Raw genomic sequence first — 18,546 nt, forward strand, 5'->3', positions numbered from 1 at the left:
GGGTGCCCGAAGGTCACACGATCCGCCGGCTCGCGAGCACCCACACGCGGCGGTTCGTCGGGCACGAGGTCGCGGTGTCGTCGCCGCAGGGCCGCTTCGCCCGCGACGCCGAGCTCGTCGACGGGCGGGTGCTGCGCGCGGCCGACGCCCACGGCAAGCACCTCTTCCACGTCTACGCCGACGACCTCGTCGTGCACGTGCACCTCGGGCTCTACGGCAAGTTCTCCACCCACCGCGGCGACGTCACGCCGCCGCGCGGGCAGGTGCGGATGCGCATGGTCGGTCCCACGCACTGGGCCGACCTGCGCGGACCGATCACCTGCGAGGTGCTCACCGAGGGCGAGGTCGACGGCCTGCGCGCCCGCCTCGGCGCCGACCCGCTGCGCGACGACACCGACCCCGAGGCCGCCTGGGCCCGCATCTCCCGCTCGCGCGCGCCGCTGGCCACGCTGCTCATGGACCAGTCGGTGATCGCCGGGGTCGGCAACGTCTACCGCGCCGAGGTCCTCTTCCGGCACGGCCTGGACCCGCTGCTGCCCGGCCGCGAGCTGGGGCGCGAGCGGTGGGAGGCGGTGTGGGACGATCTCGTGGCGCTCCTCGCCGACGGCGTGCGCCGCGGGGCGATCGACACCGTGCGGCCCGAGCACCGGTCCTGTGATCACGGGCACGACCAGCCGCACGGTCGCAGCTGCGGCCGGGAGGTGTACGTGTACCGCCGCACGGGTCAGCCGTGCCGGGTCTGCGGCACCGAGGTCTCGAAGCGCACGCACGCGAGCCGGAACCTGTTCTGGTGCGAGCGATGCCAGGCCGCGACCTGACCGTTACGTTTCGCGCCCCGCGACCGATGCGTCACTCAGGAGGGTGACGCGTGCCCCGTCCGGGGTGGGGGGACGAGACGCGCATCGCCCGATCGAGTTCACTGTGTCCGGATCGTGAGGTCCGGACGAGGGAGGTGTGCGTGGGTCGGGAGAGGCAGCGGACCGCGGCTCGACCCGCGGAGAGCGCCCCGCGTCGCCCGCGGTGGCAGCTGACGACGCGCTCGCGGTTCTCGGTCCTGCTCGGGGTCGCGGGCCTCGCGGTGGCCGGCGTGCAGCTGGTGATGCTCAGCGACCCGCCGACCGCCGTGCAGCTCGTCGTCGTCGCGTTCTGGAGCCTCGTGGGCTTCGGGTACCTCTGCTCCGCGGCCGCCCAGCACCTCTTCACGCGCCGGAAGCCCGCCCCGGCGCCGGCCGCCGCCGCGCCGGTCGAGGAGATCGTGCCCGTGCCGGTGCGCCCTGCCCGGCCCCGGCCGCGGCGGAAGGAGACGGCGTCCCCCGGTGACGCTGCCAAGGGTCCCGGGGCGCCGACCGCGGCCGTGGGGCGGCCCGCGGGGGCGGCTTCCTCGGCGTCCCCGGCGGCGTCCTCGACCCCGTCCTCGACCCCGTCCTCGACCCCGTCCTCGACCCCGTCCTCGACCCCGGCCGCTGCCCCTGCTGCGGCCCCGGCCCCGGCGGGCGAGCCCACCCGCGTCGCCATCCGGTCCAAGCGCCCGGCCGCGACGCCCGCCGCCGCGGCGAGCCCGGCCGCCCCGGCGGCCCCGGCCACCCCGGCGACCTCGGCCACGGCAGTCAGGCCCACCTCCGGGTCCCCCTCCCCGGCGGCGTCGCCCGCGACCGCGGCCACGACGTCCGTCGCCGCTCCGCGTCCCGCCGGCGGCCGCCCCGGAACCCCGACGCCCGCCCGGGCGGGCACCGGCCCGGCGCCCGCGCCGACCGCCGCGGTGCCCGCCGCGCCGACCGCCGCGGTCCGCACGACCGCGACCCCGGTCGCCGGCCCGGCCGCCCGTCCGGTTGCGGGCCCGGCGGCCACGCCGGCCGTCACTCGGGCTGCCGCGTCGGGTGCTCCGCCGGCGTCCTCCCGGCCCCAGACCCGGACCCAGACCACGCCGTCGACCGCGTCCCCGACCCCGCCCCCGAGCGGCCCGGCGCCCCGGCCGGCACGTCCCGCGGTCCCCGCTCACACGCCGGCCGCCCACACGCCGGCCGCCCACACGCCGGCCGCCCACACATCCACCGCCCACACGCCCGCCGCCACGTCCTCGCCGATCCTGCTGCCCGAGGACCGCACCGACGCCTTCCGCGTCCGCTCCGGCCCGACGCGGCCGGCCGGCGGGCGCGACGCCGAGGTGCCGGCCCTGGCCGGGCTGGAGAGCTTCGCCTCGGCGCTGTCGTTCGGTGCCCCGAGCGCCGGCGGCACGGCGGGGGCGACCGGCCGCTCGCCCCGGTACACGTCGACCGGCGAGCACGCGCGGATCGACCCTCTCGCCGCGCCCCTCGACCCCGCGCCGGCCCCGCGGAGCTCGTCGCCGCTCTCCGGGCCGCTGCCGACGGCACCGCCCACCCCGTCGTCGACCCCGTCGCCCACCTCGTCCACCACCTCGTCGACGGGGGCCAGGTCCCGGAGCCGCCACGCCGCGGACGACACGCCGCCGCCCCGGCGGGCGCGGCACGCGGCCGACGTCGAGGACCCGGTGGCGGCCCGCCGCGGCCGGCCCGGCCCGAACGCCGGACGCCACGCGACCCCGGCCGGCTCGCCGGGCTCGGGGCGGTAGGCTCGCGCGTGCCCGATCCGTCCCCTTCGTGAGGAACGTGATGTCCGAGCGCACCGACCCCACCGAGGGCGCCTCCGAGCCCGGGGTGACGACGCACCGGCCCTGGATCCGCGTGGTCACGGTCGTCGTGCTCGCGGTGTTCGTGATCGCGACCCTGGTGAGCGCGCTCGCTCTCTAGGCAGGATCGCGGGCGTGGACCCCGACGAGCTGCTCGCGCGGATGCGGGAGGTCTGCCTCGCCCTGCCCGAGGCCACCGAGAAGATCAGCCACGGCTCGCCGTCGTGGTTCGTGCGCCGGATGTTCGCGAGCTGGGTCCCGTACCACCACGGCGACGAACACCTCGCGATCTGGGTGGCCGCGCCCGACGGGGCCCAGCAGGACATGGTCGACGCCGAGCCCGCCCGCTTCTTCGTCCCGCCCTACGTCGGGCACCGCGGCTGGCTCGGCATGCGCCTCGACGTCGAGCCGGGCGGGCCGGACTGGGACGAGGTCCGGGGTGTCGTCACCGACGCCTACCGGTGCGTGGCGCCGAAGCGCCTGGTGGCGCAGCTCGACCCGACGGCGTGACCCTTGACCTCGACCTTGCTCGAGGTCCCACCCTGTCCGTCATGACCACCGATCTGCCGCCGCTGCCCGACGACGTCACGCGGGTGCTGGCCGTCGCCGCCCATCCCGACGACCTCGAGTACGGCACCGCCGCCGCGATCGCCCGCTGGACCGCCGCGGGCACGGAGGTGTCGTACCTGCTGGTCACCCGCGGCGAGGCCGGCATCCACGACCTGCCGCCGGAGAAGGCCGCCGGCGTGCGCGAGGACGAGGAGCGGCGCAGTGCGGCCGTGGTCGGCGTGCACGAGGTGCGCTTCCTCGACGGCCACCGCGACGGGGTGGTCGTCGAGGGCCCGGCGCTGCGCCGGGACATCGCGCGGGAGATCCGGCGGCTGCGTCCGGAGATGGTGGTCGTCGGCAGCCACCACGAGACGTTCGGGCCGGGCATGTGGAACAGCGCCGACCACCGCGCGGTCGGCCGGGCGACGATCGACGCCGCCGGGGACGCCGGCAACCGCTGGATCTTCCCCGAGCTCGTCGAGGAGGGCTTCGAGCCGTGGCCGGGGGTGCGGCGCGTCGCCGTGTCCGCCTCGACGCAACCGACCCACGTCGTCGACGTCGCGGGGTACCGGGAGGTGGCGATCGCCTCGCTCGCCGAGCACGCGACCTACCTCGCGGCGCTCGACCCGCGCCCGGTCGCCGAGCAGGCCCGCGAGGTCGTGGAGATGACGACCGCTGGTGAGCGCGTGGCGTTCGAGGTCTTCGGCGGCTGACCGTCAGCCCGGGAACAGGCCCGCGGCCACGCGCCCGTCGGCGGGGGAGGCGGGCGTCGGGGGCGCCGTCGGCGGGGTCGTCGGGCCGGCCGCGGCGAGGGCCGTCAGCACGCCGCGGGCGTGGCCGTCGGCGTTCGGGCCGCCGGCGAGGAGCGCCTCGCTGTCGGTCAGGGAGGTCAGCCAGGGTGCGGCCGAGCAGACCCCGTGGCCGGCGAAGGCCGGGCGGACGTCGACGAAGCGCAGGCCGGCGGCGGTGACCCGCTCGGCGAGGACGGTGTCGAGCCGGTCCACGGCGCCGTCGATGCGGGCGGCGCGCGCGGCGTCGGCGGGGCCCTTCGGGCAGGCGCCGCCCTCGGCGAGGTGGGGGTAGCCGGTGACGGTCACCGCGGCGCGGGGCGCGCGGGCGCGGATGTCGCGCAGCGCCGCGTCGAGGGCGCCCGGCAGGGTCCGCAGGGCGCGGTCGAAGCGGGCGAGGGCGGTGTCGCAGCGTGCCGGGGTGCCCGCGGCCGAGCAGGCGGCGGCGAGCGCACCGAGGCCGGTGGCGTCGGCGCCGACGGTCGCGGTGACGACCTCGGTCGTGGCGGTCAGCGAGGTGAACTGGCCGTTGCCGCCCCCGGTCGACGACGAGCACGCCCGCGAGGTCCACGACGTCTCGGCGGCGGCGCGGGCGAGCAGCGGGGGGTAGGCGACGCCGCTGCGCCGGCAGGTGCCCGAGGCGGCCTCGACCGCCCCGGCCGCGGTCCCGGCGGCCCACGAGTCGCCGAGCGCGACCCGCCGGTTCCCGTCGCCGCCGCTGGCCGGGCTGCCCGCGGGCAGGGCCGCGAACGCAGCGTTCGCCGCACCCGCGGCTCCCGCACCGAGCGTCAGCGCCGTCGACACCACCGTCGCCACCAGCGCCGCGACCACCACGGACCGACAGCCCATCCCCGCCCCCGATCACCGTCACGATCACGCGCCCGACGGCGGTCAGTCTCGGTCTCGACCCCCACAGGAGGCATCGGGCGTCACGCCATCGAGGTGTCGCGACCACCCACACGGGGTGCGCTGCGCGCAGGTGAGCAGAAAGGAGTGCTCCAGCACTCTTTTCTGCTCACCTGCCGGAGGCACCTACGCGGCGGCGGGGTGGGGGTGGAGGGTGGCGAGGTACCAGTCGAGGAACGCCTCCACCGACGCCTCGACCACCGGCGAGAGCGGGCCCGGGCGGTAGCCCCGCGACGCGATGCCGGCGTAGTTCTTCTCGCACAGCACCCAGTCCTGCTCCGAGGTCGCGCGCCACACCGCGGCGAGGGCGTCGGTGTCGACGTCCGCGTCCCGATCGACGAGGAAGCAGAGCTCGACGTCGGTGGTCGCCGCGTCGACCGGGGTCAGGCGGGTGGTCACCGCGTAGTCGGCGTTGGCGTGCGCCCACAGGTTGGGCAGCGAGATGACGCGCAGGCTGCCGACGTCGGGGTCGGACAGCATCCCCATCGGCGGCGCGAGCGGGCGGCCGTCGAGGGTCTCGGACACGAAGCCGTCGCGCAGGGGCAGCCGCGCGATGCGGTACGGGGCGCCGTCGGGGAAGTTGACGTCCTCGCCGGGCAGGCCCTGCGCGCTCCAGCGGGCGCGGGCGGCGGCGAGCGCGCGGTCGTAGCGGGGGTTGGTGCGGACGTCGCCGTTGACGCCGACGTCGAAGTTCGACAGCGAGAACTCGGGGTGGCTGCCGGCGCAGTGGTAGCACTCGCGGTTGTTCTCGACGAGCGTCTTCCAGTTCGCGGCGACGCGGTAGTGCTCGCGCAGGGCGATGCGGGCGTCGGCGAGCCCGTGCGGGCCGAGGCGGGGCTCGAGCGCGGCGGCGAACGGGCCGAAGTCGGGCGGCTCGTCGGCGAGGCACACGAACACGAGCCCGGCGATCTCGCGGACCGCGACGGGCGCGAGCCGGTAGGACGACGTCGCGAAGCAGTCGCCCATCAGCCGCGCCGAGCGCAGCGTCCCGTCCAGCGCGTAGACCCACTGGTGGTACGGGCAGACGAACGCCTTGACCTGCCCGCGGTCCTCGGGCGCGACGCGCGAGCCGCGGTGGGCGCACACGTCGTGGTGGGCGTGCAGCGCGCCCCCCTCGCCGCGCACGACGATCACGCGGTCGCGGCCCACGTCGACGGTGAGGTAGCGGCCGGGGGCGTCGAGCTCGGCGGTGTGCCCGGCGAACAGCCACTGCGCGGCGAAGACCCGGTCGAGGTCGGCGGCGTAGACGTCGGGGTCGGTGTAGGCCGCCTGGGGCAGCGACCAGCCCGGCGTGCGGGTCACGAGCTCAGACATGGAAGGCACGCCCCCAGCTCGGGTCGGTGAGGGCCGGGCGGTCGAGGGCGAACGTGCCGATGGGGTGCCGGGTCGTGCCCGTCGTCGCGAGGTCGGCGGCGATCCGGCCGAGCAGCGACGCGAACTTGAACGCGTGCCCGGCCCCGACGAGGACGCTGACGCGCGTCCCGGGCAGCGTGTCGACGACGTAGTGCTGGTCGGGCGGGATCGTGTAGAGGCAGGTCTTCGTGTACAGCTCGGGCCCGCCGAAGCCGGGCAGGTGCTCGGCGAGGAAGGCCTCCTGGCGCTTCTGGCGCAGCGGGTCGGGGTCGTAGGTGCGGGTGTCGGCGGTGACCTCGTGCCCGCCCATGTGCTGCCCGAGCTTCGTCGCGACCTCGCCGTGCACGGGGAAGCCGTAGAAGTTGTCGCCGCCGTGCCACATGAACACCGGGAAGCGCCCGGGGGAGAAGTCGAGCAGGTTCGGGGTCGCGTAGTAGGTGACCTGCTCCTGGGTGACCGTCAGCGGGATCGACGTCAGCCCGTCGAGCACCTCGTTGGTGCGCGCGTCGGCGGCGACCACGACGTGCTCGGCGCGGATCACCTCGTCGTCGAGGACGACCTCGACGTGCCCGCCCGCGGGGCGCAGGGCCCGCACGGGGCTGTGCTCGCGGATCTCCGCGCCGTGCCCGCGCGCCAGGGCGACGTGGGTGGCGTTGGCGCGCCCGGCGTCGACGATCCCGGTCCGCCGCTGGTAGAAGGCCTCCTCGGTGCCCGCGAGGTGGAACTGCGGCCAGCGGCGCTCGACGGCGCGCGCGTCGAGCAGCTCGAAGTCGACCCCGTGCCGGTCGGCCACCGCGGCGTAGCCGCCGATGTCGCGGCCGCCGGTGGCCAGGCCCTGCCGGGCCTCGACGTCCTCGATCACGAGCCCGCCGGTCTCGGTGACGAGGGTCTGTCCCGAGACCCGCTCGACGTCGCGCCAGGCGGCGTAGGCGGCCGGCGCGAGGGCGGCGTAGGCGTCCTGGTGCTGGGCGTAGCGGATGATCCGCGAGTGGTCCTGGCTCGCGCCGTGGTGGTGGCCGAGGGCGTGGCGCTCGAGGGCGAGCACGCGGCCGCCGGCGGCGCGGGAGAGCCAGTAGGTGGCGGCGGCGCCGAGGCCGCCGACGCCGACGACGACGAGGCGTGGTTCGCGAGGGGTGGGCACGGTGATCACTCCGGGGCTGGTCTCGGATGTGCTCTCACCCTCGCCGCTCACCGGCGCCGGTGGTGCTGATCGACGATCACCGCTGCCTCTGCTGTCATCAGCCCTGCCTTATGGTTCGGACGCCGGGGCAGGATCGGGGGATGGACGTCGAGCTGCGGCAGCTGCGGGTGTTCCTCACAGTGGCCTCGGAGCTGCACTTCAGCCGCGCGGCCCGGCGCCTGCACGTCAGCCAGCCCGCGCTCTCGCAGCAGATCCGCTCGCTGGAGAAGGCGCTCGGCGCCGCCCTGTTCGACCGCTCGAGCCGGGCCACCGAGCTGACCCCGGCCGGGCGGGTGCTGCTCGACGCCGCGCCGCGGGTGCTGTTCGAGGCCGAGCGCGCGCAGTCGCTCGTCGCGCAGGCGGCGAACGGGGCGGTCGGGCTGCTGGTGGTGGGCTCGGTCGGGACGGCGCTCGCCTCGATCACCCCGCGGATCCTGCGGGCGATGCGCGCCGAGTTCCCCGACCTGCAGCTCGAGGTCTCCCAGCAGGACACCGCCGCGCAGCTCGTCGCGCTCGCCGACGGGCGCCTCGACGTCGGCCTCGTGCGCGCCGCCTCGTCGACGGCGACCGTGGCCGTCGAGCACCTCGTCTCCGAGCCGCTGCTGGCCGCCCTGCCCGGTGACCACCCGCTCGCCGAGCGCGAGGAGATCACGCCGGAGGCGCTCGCCGACGAGCCGTTCGTGCTCTGGCCCCGCCCGCTCGGCATGGCGTTCTTCGACATCATCACGAGCTACTGCCGCGACCACGGCTTCAGCCCGCGCATCGTGGCCGAGGGCGCGGACATCGAGACCCAGCTGGGCCTCGTCGCCGCGGGCCTCGGGGTGTCGCTGCAGCCCGCGTACTACGCGAACCTCCGCCCGCCCGGCGTGGTGTTCCGGCCGCTCTCGGGCGACGTGCCGATGGTGGCGCTGCAGGTCGCCTGGCGCCGCACCGACCGCTCGCCCGCCGTCGCCCACTTCGTCGACGCGGCCCGCGCCCTGGGTGGCTGACCCACGTGCGTGATCTTCTGAGCTATAGCTCAGAAGATCACGCACGTAGAGGTCACCACGGCACGTGCTGGCCGTCCTGGAGGAACGAGCCGGAGGGGAAGGAGCCGGGGGAGCCGACGACGTCGACGATGCCCCGCGCGCCGTCGGCGATCGGCCGCCCGCCGGGGCCGCCCATGTCGGTGGCGGTCCAGCCGGGCGAGACCGCGTGCACCGCGATCCCGTCGCGGGTCAGGGCGTCGGCGAACACGCGGGTCAGCGCGTTGATCCCGGCCTTCGACACGCTGTAGGCCGGCGACGACGCCCCCATCCGTGCGAGCGACCCGAGCCCGCTCGTCACGTTGACGATCACCGGGTCGCGGCCCGCGCGCAGCAGCGGCGCGCACGCCTGGGACAGCCGCCACGGCCCGAGCACGTTGGTCCGCCAGGCCCCGTCGGCGACCTCGAGGTCCTCGACGACCGGGTCGGAGCCCGCGTCGAAGTTGATCGCCGCGTTGTTCACCAGAGCGTCGAGCCGCCCGTGGCGCCGGTCGATCGCCTCGACCGCGGCCTGCACCGACTCCGGCTCGGTGACGTCGAGGGACAGCGGCCACGCCCCGTCGCCCAGCTCCTTCGCGGTCGACGCGGCGGCCTCGGTGTCGCGCGCCGCGCACACCACCGTGGCCCCCACCGACACCAGCTGCCGCGCGATCTCGACGCCCAGCCCACGCCCCGCACCGGTCACCAGGACGATCCGTCCGTCTGCACTCATGCCCCGGGGATAGCCGCTCGCGACCTCACGGACACGAAACGGCAGTTCGCTCCCACTTCGCGTACGGTCGGGATCCCGACGACGGGAGCGACGATGACCACCACCATCCCGCGGCACATGCAGCGCGACCGGTTCGCCCCGGTGCCCGAGACGCAGGCCGCCCGCGACGACGAGGGCTTCCCGACGATCCGGACGGCGTTCGGCACGACCGCGCGGCTGGTGACGCGGTACGCCGACGTCCGCGAGGTCCTCGGCGACGCCGAGCGCTTCTCCAACACCGGCATGCCCCGCATCCCCACGCCGGACGGCGAGGACCCGCGCGCCGGCAACCTGCTCGCCAACGACCCGCCCGAGCACACGCGGCTGCGCCGGCTGCTCACCGGCGAGTTCACGGTCAAGCGCATCCGGCGCCTCGAGCCGCGCATCACCGAGATCGTCGACGAGCACCTCGACGCCATGGCCGCGGCCGGCCCGCCGGCGGACCTCGTCAGCGCCTTCGCCCTGCCGGTGCCGAGCCTCGTCATCTGCGAGCTGCTCGGGGTCCCGTACGCCGACCGCCACGAGTTCCAGGACCGCGCCACCCGGCAGATCGACCTGAACCGCTCGCTGGAGGAGCGCGGGCAGGTCGCCGCCGAGTCCCGCGCCTACATGGGCGAGCTCGTCGACCGCGCGTTCGCGGCCCCCGGCGACGACATGCTCGGGATGCTCGTGCGCGAGCACGGCGACGACCTCACGCGCGCCGAGCTCGTCGGGATCGCCTCGCTGCTGCTCATCGCCGGGCACGAGACCACCGCCAACATGCTCGGCCTCGGCACGCTCGCCCTGCTGCGCGCGCCCGACCAGCTCGCCCGCGTGCGCGACGAGCCCGGCGCCGTCGCCCCGGCGATCGAGGAGCTGCTGCGGTTCCTGTCCGTGGTGCACTCCGGCATCCCGCGCACCGCGCGGGCGGACACGACGGTCGGCGGCACACCCGTCGCGGCCGGCGACCTGCTGGTGCTCTCGCTGCCCTCGGCGAACCGCGACCCCGCCGCCGTCGAGCGCCCCGACGACCTCGACGTCACCCGGGCGATCGCCCCGCACGTGGCGTTCGGGCACGGGGTGCACCATTGCCTCGGCGCGCCGCTGGCGCGGGCCGAGATGGCGGTGGCGTTCCCGGCGCTGCTGCGACGCTTCCCGGACCTCGCGCTGGGCATCCCGTTCGAGGACGTCGAGTTCCGCTCGGCCACCGTCGTGCACGGGCTCCGCGCGCTGCCCGTGACCTGGTGACCACCGCCCCTTCGACCACCACACGAGGGAGAACCGAAGATGAGGATCCAGGCCGACCGCGACGTCTGCATCGGCGCGGGCAACTGCGTGCTCGCCGCCGAGGACGTCTTCGACCAGGACGACGACGCGCTGGTCGAGGTGCTGCAGGAGCACCCGTCGGCCGAGCAGGAGTCCGAGGTCCGCAACGCCGTCGCCCAGTGCCCGTCGGGGGCGCTGGCGCTCGTGGAGGAGTGAGGCGTCCCACCCCCGGGTTAGGGTGACCGGGATGTCCGCCCCGCCCGATCCGGTGGCACGTCCGCTGCGCGCGGACGCGGCGCGCAACCACGCCGCGATCCTCGCCGCGGCCCGCGCGGCGCTGGAGGCCGGCGGGCCGGACGTGGCGCTCGAGGAGGTCGCCCGTCGGGCGGGGGTGGCGCCGTCCACGCTCTACCGCCGCTTCGCCGGGCGCGACGAGCTCGTCGCCGCGGTGCTCGAGGACTACGTCGCCGAGTCGGTCGAGCCGCTGCTGGCGCGCGCCGCGGTCGTCGACGACCCGTGGGCGGCGCTGACCGGGGTCCTCGAGGGCCTCGTCGACGGCGTCACCCGCCACCGCGGGCTGCTCGCCGCCGCCAAGGCGACCGGGGCGTTCACCCCCGAGCTCGCCGCCCGCACCCTCGCGCCGCTGGGGGAGCTGCTGCGCCGCGGGCAGGCCGCCGGCGTGGTGCGCGCCGACCTCGTGCCCGAGGACCTGCCCGTGGTCGTGCACATGGCCGTCGTCACCGCCGAGCACGACGCCCGTCGCTGGCGGCGCTACCTGCACCTGCTGCTCGACGGGATGGCCGCCCGCCCCGCGTGATCGGCCCTAGGGTGTCGCCCGTGATCAGGGGATGGACGCTGCACGGCGACGGGCGCGCGCCCGCACCGGGCGAGGTGGTGCGGCCCGAGGAACGGCTGTCGTGGGGCCGCACGGTGGGCCTCGGCGCCCAGCACGTGCTGGCGATGTTCGGGGCGACGTTCGTCTTCCCCGTGCTCATGGGCCTCGACCCGAACCTCGCGATCCTGCTCTCGGGGCTCGCGACGATGCTGTTCCTGCTGATGACCCGCGGGCGGGTGCCCAGCTACCTCGGCACCAGCGCGTCGTTCGTCGGCGTGGTGGCCGCGGTCCGCGCCGACGGCGGCACCAGCGCCGAGGTCACGGGCGCGATCGCGGTGTGCGGGGTGGTCGTCGCGCTCGTCGGGCTCGCGGTGCACCTCGGTGGCGCCCGCACCGTGTCCGCCGTGCTGCCGCCGGCCGTGACCGGCGCGGTCGTGCTGCTCATCGGCTTCAACCTCGCCCCGGTCGTCGCCGGCACCTACTGGCCGCAGGACGAGGTCGTCGCCGTGATCACGATGCTCGTCGTCATGGTCACCGCGGTGGCCGGGCGCGGGATGCTGGGCCGGCTCGGGGTGCTCGTCGGGCTCGTCGTCGGGTACGGGCTCTCGCTGCTCCTCGACGCGGTGCTCGGACCCATCACGGGTCCCGACGCGTCGGGCGTCGTGTCCACCCACCTGCGCGTCGACCTCTCCGGTCTGGCCGACGCGCCGTGGATCGGCCTCCCGCTGGGGACGCCCGCGGCCCCCGGCCTCCACCTGCCGGCCTTCAGCGCCTCGGCGATCCTCCTGGTCGTGCCCGTGGCGATCGCGCTCATCGCCGAGAACACCGGGCACGTCAAGGCCGTCGCCAACATGACCCGCGAGGACCTCGACCCCTACCTCGGGCGCGCGCTGGCCGCCGACGGCATCGCGACCGCCGTCGCCGGCGGCGTCGGCGGCTCGCCGACCACCACGTACGCCGAGAACATCGGCGTCATGGCCGCGACCCGCGTCTACTCCACCGCGGCGTACTGGGTGGCCGCGGTCGTCGCCGTCGCGATCGGGTTCTGCCCGAAGTTCGGCGCGGTCGTCGCGGCCACGCCGGGCGGCGTGCTCGGCGGCATCACGGTGGTGCTCTACGGGATGATCGGCCTGCTCGGGGCCCGGATCTGGGTGGAGAACAAGGTCGACTTCTCGCGCCCCGAGGTCCTCGTCCCGCTCGCCGCGGGCATCGTCATCGGCATCGGCGACGTCGCGCTGACGATCGGCGGCGGCTCGCTGTCGGGGATCGCGCTGGGCACGATCGTCGTCATCGTCGGCTACCACGCGCTGCGGCGGCTCGCGCCGAGGACGGTGGAGCGCGGCGGGGACCCTGCCGACGCCCCCGTCCAGCCCAGCGCTGACGAGGAGCGGGACCGCCCGTAGGGGTGCCGCCGGCCTGCCCGCTGCGCCACCATCGTCTCCTGACCTGCGGGGAGGCACCCATGACCGTCCAGCTGCCGCCCGTCGCCGTCCACGCCGGCGAGGGGCAGGAGCTCCCGTCGCCCACCGGCGACCGGATCACCGTCAAGCTCGGTACGGGGGACACCGCCGGGGCGCTGAGCGCGGTCGAGATCGTCAACTCGCCGAGCAGCGGGCCCCCGCTGCACATCCATCGCCGCGAGGACGAGGTGTGGTGGATCCTCGAGGGCCACTACCGGTTCCGGGTCGGCGACACCCTCGTGGACCTGGAGCCGGGGGGCATGGCCTTCGGGCCCCGCGACGTCCCGCACGCCTTCGCCAACGTCGGTGAGTCGCCCGGGCGGCTGCTGGTGATCACGACGCCGGGCGGCCTGGAGCAGTTCTTCGAGCGCTCGGCGGCGCTGCGGGCGACGACCGCGGACCCGCAGCGGCTGACCGAGCTCGGGCTCGCGCACGGGCTGGAGTTCATCGGGCCGCCGCTCCGGTCCTCGGTGGCCGGCCCGTCGAGCAGCGCGAGCAGCGCCCGCCCGTAGCGGCTCAGCTGCTCAGGTCGAGCACGACCTTGCCCAGCACGTGCCCGTCCTCCACGGCCGCGAGCGCGTCGGCGGCCCGCGCGAACGGGACGACCGTGCGCACCCACGGGTCCAGGTCGCCCGCCGCCACCCGCGCGGCGAGGGCGTCGAGCACCGCGGTGCTGCGGTCGCGGGGCACGTCGCGCCCGCCGAGCTCGGCCACGAGGGGCTTGTCGGCGACGGAGAATAGGCGGGCCGGGTCGACGAGCGGCGCGACGGCGCGCAGTGCGTCCCCGCCGACGAGGTCGAACACCCCGTCGACGCCGTCCGGCGCGGCCGCGCGGACGTGGTGCGCGACGTCGGGACCCGCGACGACGGCGGTCGCCCCCAGCTCGCACAGCAGGTCCTGCTTGCCCTCGCCCGCGACGCCGACCACGTGCAGGCCGCGCGCCCGCGCCAGCTGCACGGTCGGGATGCCGACCCCGCCGCCCGCGCCGTTGACCACGAGCGTCGCGCCGGCCGGCAGCGCCAGCACCTCGAGCGCGTCGTAGGCCGTGCCGGCCGCGACGGGCAGCGCCGCCGCGTCCCGGGGCGGGACGGCGGTCGGGCGGTGGGCGGCGAACGACGCCGTCACCAGCGCCTGCTCGGCCCAGCCGCCGACCATGCCCGGGCAGCCACCGAACACCTCGTCGCCCGGCGCGAAGCCCGTGACGTCCGGTCCGGTCGCGACGACCGTGCCCGCCACCTCCCGGCCCAGCACCGCCGACCCGGTGTGCCCGTACTCGCCGTTGCGCAGCCGCCAGTCGCCCGGGTTGACGCCCGCGGCGCGCACCCGCACGAGCAGCTCGCCGGGCCCCGGTTCGGGCACCGGGACGTCGAGGAAGGCCTGCTGGTCGGGGCCGCCGGGGCGGCGGAAGCCGTACGCGCGCACGGCTCCTTCCTACTCCCGGCGGCGCACCACCGCGGTCACGAGAGCGCCGACCAGCGCGAGCCCCGACACCGCGAGCAGGTACGCCGCGAGCCAGACGTGCTTGAAGACCTCGAAGTAGCCGTCGCCGGCCACCGCCACGACGACGAGCGCGAGCGCGGTGCCCGCCGCGAGCCCCGCGGCCAGCGACCACCGCCCCGCCCGGCCCTGCCAGCGCGCGGTCGCCGCGGCCGCGAGGGCGACGACGACCAGCGCGGACGGCAGCCACGGCGGGCGGCGGGTGTCCTGCAGGACCTGCGCGAGGTCGGGCTGGCGCGCCCCCGACCAGCCGGGGTGCCCGTCGGGCGAGGAGAGGGCCGTGGCGGGCGCGGGCAGCGCGTCCAGGTAGGGCAGGTCGGCGAGCGTGGTGGCCTGCAGGCCGACGCCGACCGCCCGCGCGGCCGCCGACGGGTGCTCGGCGAGCACGACGAGCGCCGCCGCGCGCGTCTCGCCGGGCCGGCCGAGGATCGCGCCCTCCCACCACGGGACGCCGTCGGGGCGCGGCGGGCCGTTGAAGTAGCCGTTGCCGGTGAGCTCGACGGCCTCGGGCGGTAGGCCCACCAGGGGCGTCGCCGACGGCCCGACCTCGAGCAGGACCGTCGTGAACACCAGGTTGTGCGCGTTGACCGGCGCGTAGAACTGCTGCTGCCGTGCGAGCGCCGCGGTCACCGGGACGACGGCGAGCAGCGCCGTGACCAGCGCGATCGCCGGCCCGGCACGTCGCGGGCGCACGGTCCCGATCGCCGTCGCCGCGCACACGAGCACCGCGGCGGCGAGCAGCGGCACGTAGGCCACCTTCGCCGTCGTCGCGACCAGGCCCCCGACCGCGGTCAGGGCGAGGGCGACGATCCGCGCGGCCCGGTGCTCGCGGCGCGTGGCGAGCACGGCCGCCACCCCGACGCCCGCGGTGACGGCGCCGAGCAGCCCGGCCGGCTCGCTGTAGGTCGAGACGAAGAAGCGCGGGAAGGTCGCCGCGGCCAGCGGGAGCACCGGGATCGCGACGACCAGCGCCCGGCGGCGGCCCGCGGCCGACGCGGCCCAGGCGCCGATCCCGACGACCAGCCCGACGAGCACCGCGTACGTCCAGCCCAGCACCACCGGCGACCACGTGCCCCCGGTCAGCGCCGTCGTCGCCCGCGCGATGAGCAGCGCCGACGAGGGGACCGGGTCCTCGCACGTCGGCGGGCCGACCGCGTAGTCGGCGGTCCAGCCGCCGCGCCAGCTCGCGTAGCCGTCGGCCGTGAGCGGGGTGAGCCCGGCGCCGCAGAAGAGCCGGTAGCCGTCGCCGTTGTCCTCGACGCCGAGCGGGGTCGCCCCGACCAGCCGGGTCGCGAGGACGACGAGCAGCGCCGCGGCGAGCCCCGCGAGGACGCCGACGAGCCATCGCGGTGGCCGCGCCCGGCGGCGGGGGAGCGGATCCGTCGTCGCGGTCGCGTCCGCCGTGCCGGTGGCCATCGGCGCCCATGATGCCCGAGGCCCGGTCACCCGATCCGCGCGCGGTGCAGGTCGAGCAGCAGGGCGATCTCGGCGCCGTGGTGGAGCAGCTCGCGGTTGATGTGCAGCACCAGCAGGGCCATCGGCGCCTCGGCGTACGGCCCCTCGCTCGGACCGCACGGCTCCTCGAGCCCGGCCTCGCCGAGCCCCCGCACCCCCGCCACCCAGGCCGCGTAGGCCTCGTCGAGCTGGGCGAGGGCCTCGGCGGCGGTGCCGGCGTAGTGGTGGCTCGCGTAGTCCACCGGCGGCCCACCGAAGTGGCCCGCCACCCGCATCGCGAGCACACCGACGATGACGTGCCCGAGGCGCCAGGCGATGGTCGTCACCGGCGGCGGGTCGGGCTCGGGGAACGCGAAGTCGATGACCACGTCGCCCGCGCCGGCGGCCATCGGCCAGGGGGACGCGCCGCGCGGGCGCACGCTCCACGCACCGGGCGCGGGCTCCCAGAGGTACTGCTCGTCGGTCAGCCCGTCGAGGCGGGCCCGGAATCCCCGCCACAGGAAGTCGACCTGCTCGACCAGCATCGGGTTCCACTCCATGCGACACCCCTCCGTTCGTCGGGTCCCGACGAGTGTGGCGCCGAGCACACTGGTGCGGACGATCACTCCAGGAGGTCCACCCCATGAGCAGGACGATCGACGGCTCCGGCATCGACAGCGTGCTGGCGGCCGCCGTCGACGCGGGCGACGTGCCCCACGTCGCGGCGATCGCGGCCGACGCGGACGGTGTGTTCTACGAGGGCGCGGCCGGGCCGCGCGCGGTCGGGGAGCCCGACCAGGTCTCCACGAGCACGCACTTCCGGATCATGTCGATGACCAAGATGGTCGCGACCACCGCCGCGCTGCAGCAGGTGGAGCGCGGCGAGCTGGACCTCGACGCCCCGGTCGAGCAGTACCGGCCGGAGTTCGCCGAGATCCAGGTGCTCGACGGCTTCGACGGCGACACCCCGCGCCTGCGGGCGCCCGCGAGCCGGGCGACCGTGCGGCACCTCATCACCCACACCTCGGGCCTGAGCTACTGGTTCTGGAACGCCGACATCCACCGCTACGAGCAGGTCACGGGCCACCCGAACGTCGTGCCCGGCCTGCGCCGCGCCCTCATGGCGCCGATGGTCGCCGACCCCGGCACGCGCTTCGAGTACGGCATCAACACCGACTGGCTGGGGCTCGTCGTCGAGGCCGTCGCCGGCGCCACGCTCGACGTGGTGATCAAGGACCACATCACCGGGCCGCTCGGCATGGACGACACGGTCTTCGCCCTCGACGACACCCAGCAGGGCAACAAGACCCCGGTGCACGTCCGCGGCGAGGACGGCGCGTGGACCAACGCCGGCAACCTCCTGCCCGACGACCCGGAGTGGTGGGCCGGCGGCCACGGCCTGCACTCCACCCCGCGCGACTACATCCGCTTCGAGCGCGCGCTGCTGCGCGGCGGCGAGCTGGACGGCACGCGCATCCTGCGCCAGGAGACCGTCGACGCCGCGTTCTCCGACCAGCTCGGCGGCCTGCCGTTCCCCGAGGAGATCGCGACGGCCGACCCGGCCACCACCGACGTGCTGCACCTGGGCCCGGGCTGGACCTGGGGCTACGGCCTGCTGCTCAACACCGAGGACGTCCCCGGACGGCGCCGGGCGTGGAGCGGGGCGTGGGCGGGCCTGCTCAACACCCACTTCTGGATCGACCGCAGCACGGGCATCTGCGCCTCGATCTACACGAACTCGCTGCCGTTCATCAGCGAGCACGAGGCGTGGAAGCTCTACGGCGACTTCGAGTCGGCGCTCTACGCCGCGCTGTGATCACCGCACTGTGACGACCGCCCCTGTGACCACCGCCCTGTGACCGGGGACCGTTTGCGTTGTCGTTAGCGGTGCTATGGACTGGGGGCCATGCTCCGTGACAGGCGCGCCGGTCCCGTGGCCGTGTCCGCCGGCTCGTCCGGCGCCACGGGGCCGGCACCGTCGCGGGCCTGGCTCGTCCCGCTGCTCAGCGCCCTGTTCGTGCCCGTCTACGCGTCCGGGTTCGTGGTCGGCAAGATCGCCACCGCGCACATGGCCGTGCCGACGGTGCTGCTGTGGCGGTTCCTCGTCGCGCTCGTGGTGGTCCTGGTCGCGGTCGTCGCCACCCGGCCCGCGCTGCCACGGGGACGGGCGTGGGGCCACCTCGTGGTGACGGCCCTGCTGCTGCAGGTCGGACAGTTCGCGTTCTGCTACGCCGGGCTGGCCGCCGGTGTCCCGGCGGGTGTCACCAGCCTCGTGCTCGGCATGGCGCCGCTGCTCGTCGGCCTGCTCACGCCGCTGGTGCTGTCCACGCGCCTCGGCGCGGCGCCCGTGATCGGCCTGATCGTCGGCGCGTGCGGGGTCTACATCGTCCTGTCCGACCGCCTCGGCGGGGACCTCGGCACGACGATCGTGCTGCCGGTGCTGGGCGCGCTGTCGATGGCCGCCGGCACGCTCTACCAGAAGCGGTTCAACGACGAGACGCCCGTCGCGACGAGCGTCGCCGTGCAGATGGGGACCTCGCTGGTCGTCACCGCCGCCGCGATGCCCTTCCTCGGTGCCGCCTGGCTGCCCGCCGACGCCGCCGGGTGGTGGACCTCGCTCTGGCTCGGCGTCGTGAACTCCGCGGGGGCTTTCGTGCTGATGTTCGTGCTGCTGCGGTGGCGCTCGACGGTGCACGTCAGCTCGCTGCTCAACCTCGTCCCGGCGGTCACCGCGCTCGCCGCCGTCCCGATCCTCGGCGAGCCGTTGACGCTGCACGCCGTCGCCGGGCTCGCCGTCGCCCTGCTCGGCATGTACATCGGTCTCGGGCTGGTCGGACGGCGGCGGCGCGCCGCCGTGCCGACGCGAGCCACCTGAC

The 18,546-nt window shown here is 76.1% G+C and carries 20 protein-coding genes; 13 read left to right on the top strand and 7 right to left on the bottom strand.

The features are described 5' to 3' along the window. Positions 1-2: 2 nt before the first annotated feature. From PH190_RS23630 to PH190_RS23650, 5 genes are all read left to right on the top strand, one after another. Positions 3-818 (top strand): Fpg/Nei family DNA glycosylase, encoded by an 816-nt coding sequence (locus PH190_RS23630; protein ID WP_274233983.1) that lies wholly within the window; start codon positions 3-5, stop codon positions 816-818. A gap of 140 nt (positions 819-958) precedes the next feature. Next, a complete protein-coding gene (locus PH190_RS23635; RefSeq protein WP_274233984.1) occupies positions 959-2,590 on the top strand; it encodes a hypothetical protein in 1,632 nt (543 codons plus the stop codon). A 40-nt stretch (positions 2,591-2,630) separates the two neighbouring features. Then, positions 2,631-2,768 carry a hypothetical protein gene (locus PH190_RS23640; protein ID WP_274233985.1) on the top strand — a complete coding sequence of 46 codons (138 nt, stop codon included), beginning with the start codon at positions 2,631-2,633 and terminating at the stop codon, positions 2,766-2,768. 14 nt (positions 2,769-2,782) lie between these two features. After that, complete coding sequence (locus PH190_RS23645; RefSeq protein ID WP_420791704.1) at positions 2,783-3,157, top strand: MmcQ/YjbR family DNA-binding protein; 375 nt, start codon at positions 2,783-2,785, stop codon at positions 3,155-3,157. A gap of 41 nt (positions 3,158-3,198) precedes the next feature. Next, positions 3,199-3,909, top strand: a complete 711-nt coding sequence (locus PH190_RS23650; RefSeq protein ID WP_274233986.1) for a PIG-L deacetylase family protein — start codon at positions 3,199-3,201, stop codon at positions 3,907-3,909. A 3-nt stretch (positions 3,910-3,912) separates the two neighbouring features. Here PH190_RS23650 and PH190_RS23655 read toward each other — a convergent pair whose 3' ends face one another. The 3 genes from PH190_RS23655 to solA all read right to left on the bottom strand — a co-directional run bounded on the left by PH190_RS23655 (position 3,913) and on the right by solA (position 7,384). Further along, positions 3,913-4,833: a GDSL-type esterase/lipase family protein gene (locus PH190_RS23655; RefSeq protein ID WP_274233987.1), complete on the bottom strand. Its 921-nt coding sequence runs from the start codon at positions 4,831-4,833 to the stop codon at positions 3,913-3,915. 183 nt (positions 4,834-5,016) lie between these two features. Further along, positions 5,017-6,204 carry an aromatic ring-hydroxylating oxygenase subunit alpha gene (locus PH190_RS23660; RefSeq protein ID WP_274233988.1) on the bottom strand — a complete coding sequence of 396 codons (1,188 nt, stop codon included), beginning with the start codon at positions 6,202-6,204 and terminating at the stop codon, positions 5,017-5,019. After that, positions 6,197-7,384, bottom strand: coding sequence for an N-methyl-L-tryptophan oxidase (gene solA / locus PH190_RS23665; protein WP_274233989.1), 1,188 nt, complete (start codon positions 7,382-7,384; stop codon positions 6,197-6,199). Before solA ends, PH190_RS23660 begins: the two co-directional genes overlap by 8 nt. Before the next feature lie 140 nt (positions 7,385-7,524). Here solA and PH190_RS23670 point away from each other — a divergent pair, with 140 nt between their 5' ends. Beyond that, positions 7,525-8,412: a LysR family transcriptional regulator gene (locus PH190_RS23670; protein ID WP_274233990.1), complete on the top strand. Its 888-nt coding sequence runs from the start codon at positions 7,525-7,527 to the stop codon at positions 8,410-8,412. 52 nt (positions 8,413-8,464) lie between these two features. On the opposite strand, the gene PH190_RS23675 is transcribed toward PH190_RS23670, so the two are convergent. Then, positions 8,465-9,160 carry an SDR family NAD(P)-dependent oxidoreductase gene (locus PH190_RS23675; RefSeq protein WP_274233991.1) on the bottom strand — a complete coding sequence of 232 codons (696 nt, stop codon included), beginning with the start codon at positions 9,158-9,160 and terminating at the stop codon, positions 8,465-8,467. Between the two features lie 93 nt (positions 9,161-9,253). Here PH190_RS23675 and PH190_RS23680 point away from each other — a divergent pair, with 93 nt between their 5' ends. Genes PH190_RS23680 through PH190_RS23700 form a run of 5 tightly spaced genes read left to right on the top strand, consistent with a single transcriptional unit; the run spans position 9,254 to position 13,251 of the window. Then, positions 9,254-10,426: a cytochrome P450 gene (locus tag PH190_RS23680; protein ID WP_274233992.1), complete on the top strand. Its 1,173-nt coding sequence runs from the start codon at positions 9,254-9,256 to the stop codon at positions 10,424-10,426. Between the two features lie 39 nt (positions 10,427-10,465). Then, positions 10,466-10,660, top strand: a complete 195-nt coding sequence (locus PH190_RS23685; RefSeq protein ID WP_274233993.1) for a ferredoxin — start codon at positions 10,466-10,468, stop codon at positions 10,658-10,660. A gap of 31 nt (positions 10,661-10,691) precedes the next feature. Beyond that, positions 10,692-11,261: a TetR/AcrR family transcriptional regulator gene (locus PH190_RS23690; RefSeq protein WP_274233994.1), complete on the top strand. Its 570-nt coding sequence runs from the start codon at positions 10,692-10,694 to the stop codon at positions 11,259-11,261. Between the two features lie 11 nt (positions 11,262-11,272). Then, a complete protein-coding gene (locus PH190_RS23695; RefSeq protein WP_274233995.1) occupies positions 11,273-12,682 on the top strand; it encodes a uracil-xanthine permease family protein in 1,410 nt (469 codons plus the stop codon). A 59-nt stretch (positions 12,683-12,741) separates the two neighbouring features. After that, the gene (locus PH190_RS23700; RefSeq protein WP_274233996.1) at positions 12,742-13,251 is read left to right on the top strand and encodes a cupin domain-containing protein; all 510 of its coding nucleotides are present in this window, start codon (positions 12,742-12,744) and stop codon (positions 13,249-13,251) included. A 4-nt stretch (positions 13,252-13,255) separates the two neighbouring features. On the opposite strand, the gene PH190_RS23705 is transcribed toward PH190_RS23700, so the two are convergent. Genes PH190_RS23705 through PH190_RS23715 form a run of 3 tightly spaced genes read right to left on the bottom strand, consistent with a single transcriptional unit; the run spans position 13,256 to position 16,230 of the window. After that, on the bottom strand, positions 13,256-14,161 hold the full coding sequence (locus PH190_RS23705; RefSeq protein ID WP_274233997.1) for an NADP-dependent oxidoreductase: 906 nt from the start codon (positions 14,159-14,161) through the stop codon (positions 13,256-13,258). Between the two features lie 9 nt (positions 14,162-14,170). Continuing rightward, positions 14,171-15,652 (bottom strand): glycan biosynthesis hexose transferase WsfD, encoded by a 1,482-nt coding sequence (gene wsfD, locus PH190_RS23710; protein ID WP_274233998.1) that lies wholly within the window; start codon positions 15,650-15,652, stop codon positions 14,171-14,173. A gap of 26 nt (positions 15,653-15,678) precedes the next feature. Continuing rightward, positions 15,679-16,230, bottom strand: a complete 552-nt coding sequence (locus tag PH190_RS23715; RefSeq protein WP_274233999.1) for a DinB family protein — start codon at positions 16,228-16,230, stop codon at positions 15,679-15,681. Positions 16,231-16,313: 83 nt separating this feature from the next. On the opposite strand from PH190_RS23715, the gene PH190_RS23720 reads away from it, so the two are divergent. After that, positions 16,314-17,486 (top strand): serine hydrolase domain-containing protein, encoded by a 1,173-nt coding sequence (locus PH190_RS23720; protein WP_274234000.1) that lies wholly within the window; start codon positions 16,314-16,316, stop codon positions 17,484-17,486. Between the two features lie 90 nt (positions 17,487-17,576). After that, complete coding sequence (locus PH190_RS23725) at positions 17,577-18,545, top strand: DMT family transporter (RefSeq protein ID WP_274234001.1); 969 nt, start codon at positions 17,577-17,579, stop codon at positions 18,543-18,545. Position 18,546: the final 1 nt, after the last annotated feature.

The organism is Actinomycetospora straminea, assembly GCF_028737255.1.
In the GTDB taxonomy this organism is placed as follows: Bacteria; Actinomycetota; Actinomycetes; order Mycobacteriales; family Pseudonocardiaceae; genus Actinomycetospora; species Actinomycetospora straminea.